The 15134-nt window shown below is 46.4% G+C and carries 12 protein-coding genes and 1 tRNA gene; 5 read left to right on the top strand and 8 right to left on the bottom strand.

Features of this window, described 5'->3' with window-relative positions:
- Window positions 1-63: 63 nt before the first annotated feature.
- Window positions 64-1239, bottom strand: a complete 1176-nt coding sequence (locus tag RIF36_RS09005) for a hypothetical protein (RefSeq protein WP_350124199.1) — start codon at window positions 1237-1239, stop codon at window positions 64-66.
- Window positions 1240-1280: 41 nt separating this feature from the next.
- Here RIF36_RS09005 and fabG point away from each other — a divergent pair, with 41 nt between their 5' ends.
- Together fabG and RIF36_RS08995 are read left to right on the top strand one after the other, a co-directional pair.
- Entirely contained in the window at window positions 1281-2027 is a 747-nt protein-coding gene (fabG, locus tag RIF36_RS09000; protein ID WP_350097559.1) for a 3-oxoacyl-[acyl-carrier-protein] reductase, read from the top strand.
- A 156-nt stretch (window positions 2028-2183) separates the two neighbouring features.
- A complete protein-coding gene (locus RIF36_RS08995; protein ID WP_350124202.1) occupies window positions 2184-4271 on the top strand; it encodes a hypothetical protein in 2088 nt (695 codons plus the stop codon).
- A 247-nt stretch (window positions 4272-4518) separates the two neighbouring features.
- Here RIF36_RS08995 and RIF36_RS08990 read toward each other — a convergent pair whose 3' ends face one another.
- The 3 genes from RIF36_RS08990 to RIF36_RS08980 form a co-directional block, all read right to left on the bottom strand.
- Window positions 4519-7071, bottom strand: a complete 2553-nt coding sequence (locus tag RIF36_RS08990; protein WP_350124205.1) for an ATP-dependent Clp protease ATP-binding subunit — start codon at window positions 7069-7071, stop codon at window positions 4519-4521.
- A 126-nt stretch (window positions 7072-7197) separates the two neighbouring features.
- On the bottom strand, window positions 7198-7842 hold the full coding sequence (locus RIF36_RS08985; RefSeq protein ID WP_350124208.1) for a WbqC family protein: 645 nt from the start codon (window positions 7840-7842) through the stop codon (window positions 7198-7200).
- On the bottom strand, window positions 7842-8471 hold the full coding sequence (locus RIF36_RS08980) for an L-threonylcarbamoyladenylate synthase (protein ID WP_151996317.1): 630 nt from the start codon (window positions 8469-8471) through the stop codon (window positions 7842-7844). The genes RIF36_RS08985 and RIF36_RS08980 overlap by 1 nt, the downstream gene beginning before the upstream one ends.
- A gap of 129 nt (window positions 8472-8600) precedes the next feature.
- Here RIF36_RS08980 and mltG point away from each other — a divergent pair, with 129 nt between their 5' ends.
- From mltG to RIF36_RS08965, 3 genes are all read left to right on the top strand, one after another.
- Window positions 8601-9638: an endolytic transglycosylase MltG gene (gene mltG / locus RIF36_RS08975; RefSeq protein ID WP_350124211.1), complete on the top strand. Its 1038-nt coding sequence runs from the start codon at window positions 8601-8603 to the stop codon at window positions 9636-9638.
- Window positions 9639-9640: 2 nt separating this feature from the next.
- A complete protein-coding gene (locus RIF36_RS08970) occupies window positions 9641-10054 on the top strand; it encodes an acyl-CoA thioesterase (RefSeq protein ID WP_350073502.1) in 414 nt (137 codons plus the stop codon).
- 254 nt (window positions 10055-10308) lie between these two features.
- Window positions 10309-10393, top strand: a tRNA-Ser gene (locus RIF36_RS08965).
- A gap of 237 nt (window positions 10394-10630) precedes the next feature.
- On the opposite strand, the gene RIF36_RS08960 is transcribed toward RIF36_RS08965, so the two are convergent.
- The 4 genes from RIF36_RS08960 to RIF36_RS08945 form a co-directional block, all read right to left on the bottom strand.
- A complete protein-coding gene (locus RIF36_RS08960) occupies window positions 10631-11545 on the bottom strand; it encodes a type II toxin-antitoxin system HipA family toxin (RefSeq protein ID WP_350124214.1) in 915 nt (304 codons plus the stop codon).
- Between the two features lie 68 nt (window positions 11546-11613).
- A complete protein-coding gene (locus tag RIF36_RS08955; RefSeq protein WP_350124217.1) occupies window positions 11614-11946 on the bottom strand; it encodes a HipA N-terminal domain-containing protein in 333 nt (110 codons plus the stop codon).
- Window positions 11943-12164: a helix-turn-helix domain-containing protein gene (locus RIF36_RS08950; protein ID WP_350124220.1), complete on the bottom strand. Its 222-nt coding sequence runs from the start codon at window positions 12162-12164 to the stop codon at window positions 11943-11945. Before RIF36_RS08950 ends, RIF36_RS08955 begins: the two co-directional genes overlap by 4 nt.
- A gap of 200 nt (window positions 12165-12364) precedes the next feature.
- Window positions 12365-15046 (bottom strand): c-type cytochrome, encoded by a 2682-nt coding sequence (locus tag RIF36_RS08945; protein ID WP_350124223.1) that lies wholly within the window; start codon window positions 15044-15046, stop codon window positions 12365-12367.
- Window positions 15047-15134 lie beyond the last annotated feature (88 nt).

The following is a 15134-nucleotide window of genomic DNA, read 5'->3' as shown; positions in this document are numbered from 1 at the left end:
TATGTCAATTTAAAATATAGTCTGGCGGCAAATTTAAACCGTTTGGCTGGAGAAAAAAATCTTTCATGGAACCATACAAAAGTTATTACCAAACGGCGAAATTGGATTCTCACAATTGGATTCATTCCACCTTTCGGCATTATTTCCAGTCCGGAGAAGTCCGTACAAAAGAATGATAGCTACCGGGAGGATAAGCCATTTTTTCCTCTTTATCTGCATTCTCTCAACTCCTTGGAACACAACAACTGAGTACACAGGAAAAATCCCAGCAAGGAACCTTTCTACGTCACTAGCAACTGGTTTGCCCAGAATTACAAAGCCAAGAACGTAAACAACAGGAATGGTTGATAATTGCCTGAGAAATGTTAACCTTGGTGAAATGGGCTCGCTGGAAAAGAATATGCTAACGACGAACAACAGGCCGAAAAGCCCTGATACAACTAACACATATTGGCTTAATGTACCTGGCAAAAACCACACACCAACAGCTCTTGAATATTCGAGAATGTTACCAGGAATATTTTGAAAATATCCAGCAGCTAGAAAGTCACCTCCCTCTCTGATAAAACCATAGATGTTCCAAATGAAGAAGCCGACCAGGGAAATCAGCAAAGCACCAACAACCTTTATTCGATCCACAAAAGAATTCTCCTCCAAAAAGAGTTCCAGAAAAATGCCTGAAACTATGAATATCCCGGCATTTCGCTGGGCACAAAGAAGGAGCGATAACCCAATAAGGGCGTAAAAAAAGCTTCTCCTTTTGGTCTGACGGTAGAAATACAACGTAACAATGGTCAACTGAATCAGCAGCAAAAAAAGTGGCTCACTCCACAAAAAGGAGTGCACCAGAAGCAACGGGGTCGACAGAAAAATGTAAAAACAGGCAAGAACCTTGTAGCCAATATTGTCAAGTGCTACATCAATCAGTTTCCAGGTCAAAATGAGTGTGACCGCATAACAAGCAATATTAAAAACCTTGCTGAAGAACAGGTTCCCATTCCAAAGAGAAAGAATTGCTGGAAACAAAGGTGGCTGTGCAACATACTTAGCGCCAAGCTGCGTTTCCATTGGACGCCCCTCTCCAATCGCCCTCGCCGCCGATAAATAGTTATGTGAATCGTAAGTAAGACCAAGGCCGCACCAAACAGCGTAAACGAGGGTGCAGCATGCCAATATACCAACCAAAAATGGAATGATCCATGTGTATTTATTATCAATTTGGTCTAGATACTTAGTCAACTTTTTATTTCTTTGATGCATTATCCAGAAATATACAGACAATGAAACTATTGGAAGGAAAAGTCGCCCTTATTACCGGCGCTTCAAAAGGTATTGGTAAATCTATTGCAATGGCATTTGCTGAGCAAGGTGCTACTGTAGCTTTTACTTATCTGTCAAGTGTAGAAAAAGGCCAGGCGCTCGAAAAAGAGCTGTCGGCAAAAGGTGTAACGGCCAAAGGTTACAGATCGGATGCCAGCAATTTTCAGGCTGCCGAAGAGCTTATCAATGCAGTAGTAGCTGATTTTGGAAGACTCGACGTGCTGGTAAACAACGCCGGCATCACGTCTGACACACTGTTGATGAGAATGAGTGAGGAGCAGTGGGATAAGGTGATTCAGGTGAACCTGAAGTCTTGTTTCAATACTGTGAAAGCTGCCACCAAGCCTTTTCTGAAGCAAAAGAGCGGTAGCATCATCAACATGACTTCCGTAGTTGGTCTTAAGGGAAATGCTGGCCAGGCTAACTATGCGGCATCAAAAGCTGGTATCATTGGCTTCACCAAGTCAGTAGCCCTGGAGTTTGGCTCCCGCAATATCAGATCCAATGCCATAGCTCCAGGTTTTATAGAAACTGAAATGACTGATGTGCTTGACGAAAAAATAGTTCAGTCGTGGAGGGATGCGATTCCTTTGAAAAGAGGCGGTCAACCTGAAGATGTGGCCAATGCCTGCATCTTTCTTGCGTCCGACATGTCAACCTACATCACAGGCCAGGTGATCCAGGTCGATGGTGGTCTGCTGACCTAAAACCTTTGAATCGGTAATCAGCTTTGAAGCCCCGCCGGTCATTCATCGCCGATTACCGGTTAACATAACCCAGCGTGCCGCTCACCAAATTTACAGTAACTTCCAACACCCTTTTGCGGTGCACTTCGTTATCATTGATGTGTCTTAAAGAGCCAAATGACAGAAAACAATAATTTACTGTTCGAACATTCTCCCTGGTGGATTTTGGCGTGCTGTGCTTTGGGTTTGCTATATGCTTTTTTGCTGTACCAGAAAAAATCAACCTGGTCAACACTGACAAACCGCATCCTCTTCAGCATTCGTTTTCTGCTGGTAAGCTTCCTGGCCATTCTGTTGCTCAGCCCTTTTCTCAGGCTCGTACTTAATCAGGTAGAAGAACCCATTTTCGTCCTTGCTCTCGATAATTCCACTTCGGTTGCCAGCGGTTTAGACTCTACTCAGCTTTTGGCCGTGTCCAGACAAGTGGATCAGCTGGCTGCCGCACTGGCTGCTAAAGACATTACGGTAGAGAGAAGGAACCTCAACAACGAAGACCTTTCAAAGTTCGTAGGCACACCTTTTGACCAGAAAACAACCGACCTTTCAACGCTCCTCAGAGACTGGCAAACCGAATTCGAAGGAAGAGCGTTTGCAGGTGCACTGATAGTATCTGATGGCATCTACAACAAGGGCATGGCTCCCCAGTATCTCAACTTTACCGGCAAAGTTTATACGCTTGGCGTTGGAGACACAATTCCTGTAAAGGATCTCATTTTGAACAATGTTCAGTTCAACAAAATCGCTTATCAGGGAAACCTTTTCCCAGTGCGGGCAGAGGTAATTAATCAAGGCATTGAAGCAGCAGAGTTAGAAGTCTCCGTTTTAAAAGACGGGAAAATAATCAGCACGCAAAAAATTAAAGGCGGCGGTGGTGAGCTTCTCAACGCCGACTTTCAGGTGCCCGCCGAGCAGAAAGGCCTTCAGCACTACGTGGTGCAGGTATCAAACCACCCAGAGGAGACAATACTTTCCAACAACCAGCAAGACATATACATCGACATTGTAGAAGGGAAAGAAAAAATCCTCATCGCTTCCGGCGCTCCCCACCCCGACATCAAGGCCCTTAAGGCTGCTATATCGAAAAATGAAAATTACGAGGTAAAAACGTACGTGCCAATGGTGGACAAAGAGCTGCCTACCGATGTATTTGACCTCGTTATCCTTATCTCTCCGTTTGAAAGACAACGAAGACTGGCTGCTTTGCTGGAGAGAGTGAAGAATGAAAACATGAGTGCCTGGTATGTGCTGGGCAGCACTACTTTGTGGGCAGAAGCCAACAATCAAAATACCCTCTTCAAGGTGGAGAGAACGAGAAATGAATCAGACCAGGTCAGGCCAGCATACAATGATGCCTTTCAGCTTTTCACGTTCGAAAGTGAGTGGAAAGGGATAGTCAATTCTTACTACACCCCAGTCACGGTTCCATACGGTGACTATCAAATAAGTGGTGGCGTTGCCGTGGCTTTGTTTCAGAAAGTAGGCGCTATTACCACACCCTGGCCCATGTGGTTTTTCTCACAAAACCAGCTACCCAAGCAAGCGGTGACTTTAGGTGAAGGCCTTTGGCAATGGCGCATGCAGGAGTACTCGAGAACTGACAATTATGTAGCATTTGATAATCTCGTGCTGAAAACGGTACAATACCTGAGCTCTAAAGAAGACAAAAGGAAGTTTCGGGTGTACACGACAAAAACTGAATTTTTCGACAACGAGCAGATCATTTTTCAAACTGAAACCTATAACGACGTCTTCGAGCCCATATACGGCACAGAGGTGGAGCTAAAACTCACCTATGCCGATGGAAGCGTAACCAACTACAACTATACTACTGCCCCGGGAAACACCCGGTTCCGACTCAATGGATTGAAAGACGGTATTTACAAGTTTGAAGCCAGTGCGATAGTCAATGGAAACAGAGAGCTCGCTTCAGGTCAGTTTACTATAAGAAAACTCGACCTTGAAAACCTGCAGCTGACCGCCAATTTTAATGTTTTGAGAGAGTTGTCAGCAAGCACAGGCGGTAAGTTTTATGCAGCTAATCAGGTTGACGCCATGATTGCCGACCTGACCGCACTGCAACCAAAAGGCAGGATTTACAGCTCAGAAAACTACCTTCCGATTATTCATATGTGGTGGATCTTCACTATCCTCCTGGTGCTGCTGTCAGCAGAGTGGTTTACCAGAAAATATTCGGGTAGCTACTAAAGCGAAACCTCCATCATTGATTTGAACAAAGACTACAAAAGTTTGCTGCGTACTAGTAGTACAAACGGATTTACCGACCAAGTCGCCAGGGACAGCCGGGCCTGGACAGCCGGGCCTGTCTTCATAAACTTTTGTAGTCTGATAGTAGCGGAAATGGCTGACCAGAAAATATTCAGGCCGCCATTAAAAAGAAAAGCCAGAAGTGAGACCTCTGGCTTAGCTAATTCTATTTGAGTATTTACTTCAGTTACTCTTTCTTTTCTTTCTTCACTTTCTTCTTTTTCAGCGAAATAACCAACTGCTCGGCGTCGGTCACGTGATCGGCAAGGATAACGTCCCCCTCCTCAATTTCACCTCTAAGAATTTCTTCAGCCACAGGATCTTCCAGGTATTTCTGAATAGCCCGGTTCAGCGGTCTTGCACCATATTGTGGATCATAGCCCTTGTCCGACAAGAAATCCTTTGCCTTTTCCGTCAGCTCCACCTGATAGCCAAGGTCTGTAATTCTCTTGAACAGCTTACCAAGTGTGATGTCAATGATCTTATGAATATGCTCCCTTTCAAGGCTATTGAAGATAATGATATCGTCTAACCTGTTAAGGAATTCAGGGCTGAACGTTTTCTTCAAAGCATTCTGGATGGTCGACTTCATCACCTCATCCATGCTGTTTTGTCTCGACTGAGTGGCAAAACCAATGCCCGCTCCGAAATCCTTCAAGTCACGTACACCAATATTGGATGTCATGATGATGATGGTGTTTCTGAAATCGACTCTTCTGCCAAGGCCATCAGTAAGAATACCGTCGTCGAGCACTTGCAACAGGATGTTGAACACATCAGGGTGTGCTTTCTCAATCTCGTCAAGTAGCACCACTGCATAAGGCTTGCGACGCACTTTTTCAGTCAGTTGGCCACCTTCTTCATAGCCAACATATCCCGGAGGCGCACCCACAAGTCTCGATACAGAGAATTTCTCCATGTATTCACTCATGTCGATGCGCACCAGCGAATCGTCTTTATCGAAAAGGTAAGTAGAAAGCACTTTTGCCAGTTCGGTTTTTCCAACACCTGTAGGACCAAGGAAAACAAAAGAACCGATTGGCTTCTTAGGATCCTTCAACCCAACCCTCGTACGCTGAATAGACCTTACGAGCTTCTTGATAGCCTCTTCCTGACCAATTACTTTGCCGGCCAGCTCTTCACCCATTTTCAGCAGTTTGTTGCCTTCTTTCTGAGCTACCCTGCTGGCAGGAATGCCGGTCATCATGGCAATTACTTCAGCCACGCTTTCCTCGTCAACTGCATAACGCTTCGACTTTGTCTCTTCTTCCCAGCGAGTCTTGGCATTTTCCAGCTCCTCTATCAGTTTCTTCTCCTTATCTCTCAGCTGAGCTGCCTCCTCGTACTTCTGGCTTTTCACCACCCTGTTCTTCTCCTTCTTCACATCTTCTATCCGCTCTTCCAGCTGCACGATGTCTTCAGGAACATGGATATTGTTAATGTGAACACGGGCACCAGCCTCATCCATCACGTCAATGGCCTTGTCGGGCAGGAACCTGTCGCTGATATACCTGTCAGACAACATCACACAAGAAGCAATTGCTTCAGGTGTATAATTCACATGGTGGTGCGACTCGTACTTGTCTTTGATGTTGTTCAAAATCTGCATGGTTTCTTCCACCGTAGTGGCATCCACCATCACAACCTGAAAACGACGGGCAAGCGCACCATCTTTCTCAATATACTGACGGTACTCATCAAGTGTAGTGGCTCCTATGCATTGTATTTCGCCCCTGGCCAAAGCTGGTTTGAACATGTTGGAAGCATCAAGTGACCCTGATGCACCACCCGCACCTACTATGGTATGCAGCTCATCTATGAAAAGAATCACGTCAGGTGATTTCTCTATCTCATTCATCACCGCCTTCATTCGCTCTTCGAACTGCCCACGGTACTTTGTGCCAGCCACCAGTGAAGCAAGGTCAAGCGTCACTACTCTTTTATTAAAGAGCACTCTAGACACTTTCTTCTGAACGATTCTCAGCGCAAGGCCTTCAGCAATGGCTGTTTTACCAACGCCGGGCTCACCAATGAGAATGGGGTTGTTCTTTTTACGGCGGCTAAGGATTTGTGCCACCCTTTCGATTTCTTTCTCACGGCCCACAATTGGGTCGAGCTTGTCATCCTCGGCCATTTTGGTCAAATCTCTGCCAAAATTATCGAGTACGGGCGTTCTTGATTTCTCCCCGCCTTTTGCCGCACCAGCTTCTCCTCTTCCGGCAGATCCACTTCCGCTGCTGCCAAATATTCTTGAAGAGGAATCGTCGTCAGTATCATCAGTGTCTGACGACGCCAACGGATTTTCTGTTTGATATTCCAATAGCTCTTTCACGACTTCGTATGTTACGTCAAATTTCTCAAGAATTTGAGTCGCTATATTGTCTTCATCTCTCAGGATGGAAAGCAATAAGTGCTCAGTGCCGATCAACTGGCTCTTAAATATTTTGGCTTCCAAATAGGTGATTTTAAGCACTTTCTCTGACTGCCTGGTCAAGGGTATATTGGCGAGGTTTTTCACATTGCTGGTGGCAGTGCCTTTAGTTGCCTGCTCCAGCGCAGTGCGCAGTTCCTCCAAAGAAACGCCAAGCTTCTTCAGCAAGCCTACAGCTACACCTTCGCCTTCCCTAATCATTCCCAACAACAAATGTTCAGTGCCTATATAGTCATGCCCGAGACGGAGCGCCTCTTCCCGGCTTAGAGAAATTACCTCCTTGACTCTATTAGAAAATTTTGCTTCCATAAAATGGTATATCCTGTATTAGAGTAAAAATAATTTTTTAGTAGCGCAATTACTACTAATTGATGGCCGATTTGAATCTATTTAACAACGCCCTTCTCCCAAATGTTCAGTTCACAATTTACTAAGCTAATAAGGCCACTTTACTGAGGACTTCTTAATAATATGCAATGCATTAGGGCCTTCGCAAAAGATTAAATCGAGAATGGAGAGGTTAGGGACAAATTCGCTGCCAAAGTTTTGCCGGTACACAGCAGGCACGAAATGATCACTTTCCCCATTAGTGCTCTTAGGGCTAATTTTCGACCTCAAATCGGTAAAATCAAAATCTTTTGCCAATAAATATTTTTCTGAGCGTGAAAATTTATCTGACAGTCCGGCGCATTTCAGACATAATGACAGCAACTTTTCATTAAACTCAAGCAACTTGTCTGTCGGGCGCAGAATCGCCTTTTGAAAATCTTCACCAAAAAATTCGAAGAAAGGTGACTTGCCATAAGCGGAAAGGATGCCCTTCCAGAAAGGCCTTTGCCATGGAATGGTGTTGTCAATCAATACCTCATGAAAGGGGATTTTGGGAGCTGTGTGTCGCACAGGCACTGTTAGCGCCAGAGGGCCGTTGGCTCCAAGGATGATGCACCTGTTTCTGTAAGACTGCTTGATGTAATTTTCATGCACATCGAAAATCACCTTGTCGAAGCTTTCCCAAACAGCGAAGTATTCAATGCACGGCAATAGCGGAAACTCGGAAACCACAATTTTTTCTGTGCCCACTATAAGAATTGGTTAAAGTCTCCAAGCCCCTCTCTGATCACCTCAAACTCGTCGTCGACACAATTCACTATGGTACTGGGCACATTGTTGCCATAGCCGCCGTCAATCACTGCATCTACCAGGTCTTCATACTTTTCAAAAATGAGACCCGGATCGGTTGAATATTCAACAACCTCATCCTCATCGTGAATGGAGGTGGTGATAATGGGATTGCCCAGCACATTTACTATTTCCCTGGGAATATTGTGGTTCGGCACCCTGATACCGACAGTTTTTTTATTGGCATGCAAAATTTTTGGCACACGGCTGCTGGCTTCTAAAATAAATGTAAAAGGCCCCGGGAGCGCTTTCTTCATCACTTTAAAAACCGGCGTGCTCAGGTGGCGTGTGTATTCCGATATGTGACTAAGGTCGTAGCAAATGAAAGATAGGTTGGCATTCTTCATTTTCAGTCCCTTAATACGCAAAATTTTCTCAATGGCCTTCTGATTGAAAATATCACAACCCATTCCGTACACTGTGTCGGTCGGGTAAATGATAACGCCTCCGTTTCTCAATATCTCCACCACCTGATCGATCTTCCGCATATCGGGATTATCAGGATGTATTCTTATCAACTCTGCACTCATATGGTTAGCTCTTTGCCTCCTTTAGAAACATTTTCCGACCCCAAAAGAATCTTTTTGCATCAAAAAATTCCAAATCCTGTTAAATACACTAAACTTTGAAGCCGCTAAGTTAACTGAAGTTAAACAGGTATGACAAAACGCAACGTATTGGTTGGGGCAATTGTGGTATTTTCCACCCTGGTATCATCTTTTGCTTTTTACGCTTATCAGGTGCTTTTCACTCCCAATTTTTTGACTGAAACAGAAGGGGATAAGCCGTTCATTATTGAGAAAGCTGCTACTTTCAAGGATGTGCAAAACTCACTGTACGACAATGGTTATGTGACCGATCTGGTTTCCTTCAGCTTCCTTGCCAAGCTGATGAACTACCATGATGCCGTGAAGCCGGGATATTATATCATCCGAAAAGACATGAGCAATATCGATGCCATCAGGATGCTTCGGGCGGGGCTGCAACAACCTGTTGACATCACCTTTAGCAATGTGCGCCTCATGAGTGAGTTGCCTGAGAAGCTGAGCAAAAACCTGATGATGTCGGAAGAGGAGCTCAAGGCTTTGTTGCTTAGCGATTCAGTGGCTGCGGCCTATGGGTTCACCCAGCAGACGTTCATCAGCATGTTTATACCGAACACCTACGAAGTGTATTGGACCATTACGGGAAAGGCATTTCTGGACAGGATGCACAATGAGTACACCAAATTCTGGAGCGCAGAAAGGAAAGAAAAAGCCGATGCGCTGGGGATGACGCCCGTGCAGGTATCCACGCTGGCCGCTATTGTGCAGGCCGAATCCATTAAGGGCGAGGAAAGTGCTACCATTGCCGGGCTGTACCTGAACCGTTTAAAGAACGGTATGCCCTTGCAAGCCGACCCTACGCTCAAATTCGCCCTTGGCGACTTCGCCATCCAGCGGCTGCTTCTCAAGGACCTCGAAATAGATTCGCCCTACAACACCTACCGGAATGCTGGCTTGCCTCCGGGCCCTATCAACATGCCAACCATACAGAATATTGACGCCGTGCTGAACTACGAAAAGCATAAGTACCTGTACATGTGTGCCAGAGAAGATTTTTCGGGTTATCATGCGTTTGCCACCAACCTGATTGATCACAACAAGAATGCAAAACGTTTTCAGGACGCTTTGAACAAAGCCAAAATATTCCGCTAAATATGTATACCCACGAAACCCAGCTGAGAGTGCGCTACGCAGAAACAGACCAGATGGGCTATGCTTACTATGGCAACTATGCTGCCTATTATGAAGTGGCGAGGGTTGAATGCATCAGGTCGCTGGGATTCTCCTACAAAAAACTGGAAGAAATGGGCGTGATGCTGCCTGTGCTGGAGTTGCACACCCGCTACCTGCTGCCTGCCCGCTACGACGAGCTACTGACCATTAAGGTAGTGATCCCCAAAAAGCCGACGCTGAAAATTCTTTTTCAATACGAGATATTGAATGAGGCTGGTAAGCTGATCAACCAGGGAGAAACTACACTGGTGTTTATCAACATGGAAACCAACAGGCCAATGCGGATGCCGGAGGTGATGGGGAAGCTGCTGGAGCCGTTTTTTGGTGAGAAATGAATTTTAAGGAGTGAGTGGTAAATGGTAAGTAGTAAATAGTGGGATACTGCGCCGTTTCTGACAAATAGAAAGGCCACCGCCCATAGAAAGTGACACCTTTTTACCATTTACTACTTACCGCTTACTTTTTTCTTCCTGCCTATTGGCATATATCACCCAAACCACTACATTTGCAATCCGTTTGAAGAACGACCAAGTAAAGGAGTGGCAGACTTGTCTGTAGATCCCTTGAAACCTCAGACGGAATTTTAATTAGAGGAGTGGCAGAGCGGTCGAATGCGGCGGTCTTGAAAACCGTTGAACTGCGAGGTTCCGGGGGTTCGAATCCCTCCTCCTCTGCAACCTATCCAACCCAGTGCGAAAGCGCTGGGTTTTTTGTTTTTCAGCAAGCCGAACTTGTTCGTGCGAAGCTGAGAAAACAAAAAAACCAATTCGACGGAGGAGAATTAGGTTGGATAGGTTGACACGCCCCCTATCAGGGATCACGATAGTAATCCCTCATCAGTAACACCTGATTTTTCATTCCAAGGAATCAGAGCCAGAACGAAAGGGCACTGTATTTTTGAAGCGACCTCCTCACTCCTCCGATACCCGCTTTAACCGGGCTTGATAGGCCTGCCAATAATTTCGTTTGGTGCTCTCACTCAAAAACGAGGCGGCAACTAATTTTTCTACCTTGTCGGATCCCGACTTCAATAAGTTAAATATATCGTTTGTCTGTTTTTCCGATATGCCGACCTGTTCAGCCAAAGCGAAGAACTGCTGAAGGGTAGTGCCCTGACCCAACTTTCCAGGCAGCAGTCCGCCCTCCAGCGCAAAATCTTTATCGTCTATATGTATTCTGCTGTTCAGCAGATCGTAAGCCGGGCTCAGGCGATAGTCACCCAACGGAGTCTCCAGTAGTGAAAAGTTTTTAAAGTGGGCGTCTCCATTGGAAAACAGATAGTTAAAAACCAGTAGCCTGAACAATTTAGGTGCCTCCAGTTTGTAGGCAGGCACATAGTGCTTCATAAGCTGAAAAAGATCCAGGTAGCTACCCAAGTACTTGTAATGCTCGCCATGGGTTTGCGGCGTTCTTTCAGCCAGCGAAGCAAAATCTTCCTGGGCTCTCTTGCTTCCATCTTCCTTGACATCAAACCGTCTCGTAATATAGGCTGGCGATCCATCCTTAAAGAAAATAAGAGCATTCTCAGCTGTTTCAATGCCATATACTTGTCGGGCTATTTGCATCGTCAGGTGCTCATTGGCGGGCATTTGGTCAGCTTTCTTTCCCACCGACGGAATAGGCTTCAGGATGTAAGTCCCCCTTTCACCTTCATTGACCAATCGGAGTTTGTTCTTTTCCAGCAGTGCCGAAAATTTCTCCTGAACACCCGAGATGGATATTCGCTTTGTATTTTCCTGGAATAATTCATCCGCTTCAGGGTTGTCCGACGGAGACTCGTAGGGCAGCACATGATAAACCTTTTTGCCACAAAAAACTCTCTTCAAACAGGTTCTGCTATAGGTATCAAAACCAGCTGCCAGCGTTCCCGGGCAATATTTTATTTCCGGCAAACTCATGGCTGGCTTTCCACCTTAACAACCCTGATTGCCCCTATGGCATCTGTTTTTGCAGTTGCCATGAGGATTCCAAAATGATCATCAGCATCAAGCTTCATATGATGGCAAACTACTTGCTTATTGGAGCCTTCAGGCAACATGTTGAAGAAGAAGGGGAAAAGATAGCTGGAATGATGTTCCTGTTGTAATTTGGGTAAAGTCGGACTGATAGATGGTTTACTACTATCCGCCATCCAACCATCAAGGTACCGGAAAACAAAAGTTCCGTCATCCTGTTGCATGAGCACACCAGCTACTTGGTCCTTAAATAATATATTGGCCGCTCTCATTTGCTATCCAGGGTATTCTTCACTTGCAAGCGAACCTCCATTCCCAGAACATCGGCCAGTTTTTGAAGCGTTTGAAGGGTAGGGTTCCCCTTTCCAGTTTCAAATTGCTTGATGGTACGCAACCCCACACCGGAAATTTCTGCGAGCGTTTCCTGGGTAACCAGCATCATCTCTCTACGATCTTTAACGATCTTATGTATCTCCATAAAGTGCATCATACTGCTCTTTTCAACACAAAAGTATGCTTTTCTCTTGAAAAAGCAAATAAAAGAGCCGTATAATGCACTATTGAGTGTTTCGGCGGTTAGAAAACTGAAAATCTCACCCTGGATGTGCCTGTTCAAGCCCGCAGTGGCACGTGAAGACACGAGGCCGCAACCAGGATTATTTTGGTGAGTGTCTCCACTCACCAATCCCCTTACTCCCCTCCTTCAAAAACGTCATTCCCTTCATTACCCCCAGCCATTATATACGCCAGCAGGTCTTTCAACTCTTCCTCATTCAGCCTGTTCACCAGCCCGGGGAACATCAGCGAAATATAAGAGTACTTTGTGCTCACTACTTCACTCTTGGGAATAGTGCGGGTTACTTCCGGGGCAAATGGGTTCTGGAAAATGGTGTAAGCGTCATCAGTTTCATTGGTCAGGCGCCCGACAATGGAGCTGCCGTCTTTCATGGTGAACACAGTAGACGCATACTGATCAGACACCACCTTGTTGGGGTCGATGATCGCTTCCAGCATATCTTTCTTTGAAAACCTTGTACCAAGCTGAGTCAGGTCAGGGCCAATGCCTCCACCGTCGCCTTGCATAGAATGACAGGAAATGCAGCGAGTGGCGGCGTACATGTTTTTGCCTTGAACAAAGTTTCTAGCGCTTGAATCTCCCTCAATCAATGGCAGCGCTGCTTCAACAGTCCAGTTTCTACCCGGGCCCTTTGGTGACGGTGCATTGTTGGCCAGGTCATTGCCTGAGTTGGTCAACAGCTCGCCTCCGGAAAGCTTGTCGTAATAAGCCAGTTTGTCTTTTGCCACATGCGTCAGCGCAGCTTGCCTGGCTTTGTTCACAAAACCAACATAGCTCACACCACCTTTAAAGCCGAATGCCTTGTTGAACCATTCGAAGTACTTCTGCTGAGTGTCCGGCGTCCAGCCGGTTTTTGCTTCGCTCAACACCGTAGCCAGATAAGTTTGCTGTGCTGGCGGCACCTTAGAAAGCATGCTAGCGATGTCCATACCATATTGAGGGTTTCTCAAAATCAAGTCGGAGGAAGCACTGGCTGTTTTTTCTATCGGGTCATCCTTGGCATTTTCGAGCAGAGCGAGTGTTTTCTCAGTTCCTTTTGGGTCATCCAGGTACACCAAAAGCTTACTAAGCCCCCTGTTCAGCTTATTGGAGTTGGCTGGATAAGCCTCATTCAAATAGGCCGCCACTTGCGCTTTCACTCCGCCTGTTGGTGCACCCATTCTCAGCATCACCAGTTCCATGGCTCGCAAAAGATCGATTTGCTGCATTTCACTGAGTGCCTTATAATCTACCGATGCCAGTGCTGTTAATGCTGCATCTTTCTGGTTGTTATTGCCGTGTCTGGAAAGGGCAATCATCGACTGAGTCAGTGCTACAGGCTGCTTTTCTGCCAGCGCTTTGGCCTGCCATTCACGAACAGGCTGGTGCTCTACAGCCATTCTTGCTGCATAGCGAACGAATCGATCTTCATGGCTAAGATAAGGCCACCCAAAGTCAACCGCCCCGACCTGAGGCGCTCCATGGTAGGCTTCCAGCTGCTTTCTTATGGCAGCGGGTTCGGTGGCTGCTGCAACAGCCGGAGCTGCTACCGACTCGTCGCCTATGTAGGTTACCCTGTAAAGATCCGACTCCAACCGACGACCTCCTGTGAGAAAATACAATGAGCCGTCAGGGCCAAAAATGCCGTCTGTGAGCGGTAGCGGAACGCCGGACAGAAATTCCTGTGGCTCGGCGCTATAAGAAGCCCCTTCAGGGCTTAGAAAAATAGCGTAGATGATACCGAAGCTCCAGTCGGAAGCAAATAGTGCTTTTTGGTATTTGGCAGGAAACTTTGAATTTTTTCCATGGATAAGATTGGTCGGCGAGCCCTGACCAATATTGATCACTGGCGACAAATTGTCCGGATAGTCGGGCGACCACTTGCTGTTGCCCGTGCGCCAGCCATACTCACTGCCGCTGGTTACGTGGCATATGCGGGTAGGGCGGTACCACGGCATGCCAAAGTCCCACTCCATGTCCGAATCGTAGGTGAAAAGCTCGCCCTGCTCATTGAAAGCAATGTCATACGGATTCCGATAGCCGGCACTGACCAGCTCCCATGTGGTCCCTTCGGGGTTTATTTTAGCGATCCAGCCGCCCGGCGCCATCCGGTCGTTGGCGTGACCTCGTGGATCCTTGATCAATGGAAACAAATTATCCTCCTGCCACACTTTCGGGTATCTGTAAGCATCCATTTCAGGCACGTCGGTATGGTTACCCGCAACTACATAAATAGATTTTCCATCGGGTGCCAGCACAACGCTGTGAGGCCCGTGCTCGCCTGCTCCGTGCAAAGCCTTAATTAATGTGATCGATTCAAACTGGTCGTCTCCATCCAAATCCTGTAGCCTGTAGAGGCCGCTTGTTTTTTCGAACTCCTCATTGCCCCAGTGGTTGACCATCACATACAAACTATTGAAAGCATAGAGCAGCCCCTGGGCGTAGCCCATACCTATTTTGAAAGCAGAAGTATCATTTAAGGCCGGTTTAAGATCACCTACTTTCAGCCGCTCTATCCTGAGCGAGTCCCCCGACTCTTTGGCTGGAATTTCCAGCCTGTAGAGCCAGCCATACTGGTCGGAGGTGATCATGCGCCCCTTGTCGTCGAACGTCATAGCCACCCACGAGCCGTTTTCGTTCTCGGACGGGCTGTACAAATGCTCAGCCTCAAAACCGGGCAGCAGCTTCAGCTTGGCAACTTTGGGATGAACAGGCTTTGTTTCGGCTTCTTTCTTTTCCTCGCAAGCTGAGAAAAGACTTACAAAAAGAGCAACAGACAATCCTGCTAGTATTCTCTGGGAAATGGTGAACTTCATGCAGTTTAATGTTAGGTGTTTAGGATAAGAACTAAATCTAAAAAATACTTTCAGATTGAACACCAGTTATTTGCTTAAAGGCAATAAA

The sequence above is a fragment of the Imperialibacter sp. genome (assembly GCF_040222815.1).
Taxonomy (GTDB): domain Bacteria; phylum Bacteroidota; class Bacteroidia; order Cytophagales; family Cyclobacteriaceae; genus Imperialibacter.
Note: the sequence above shows the minus strand (reverse complement) of the source record. Positions and strands in the feature narration are given on the sequence as shown.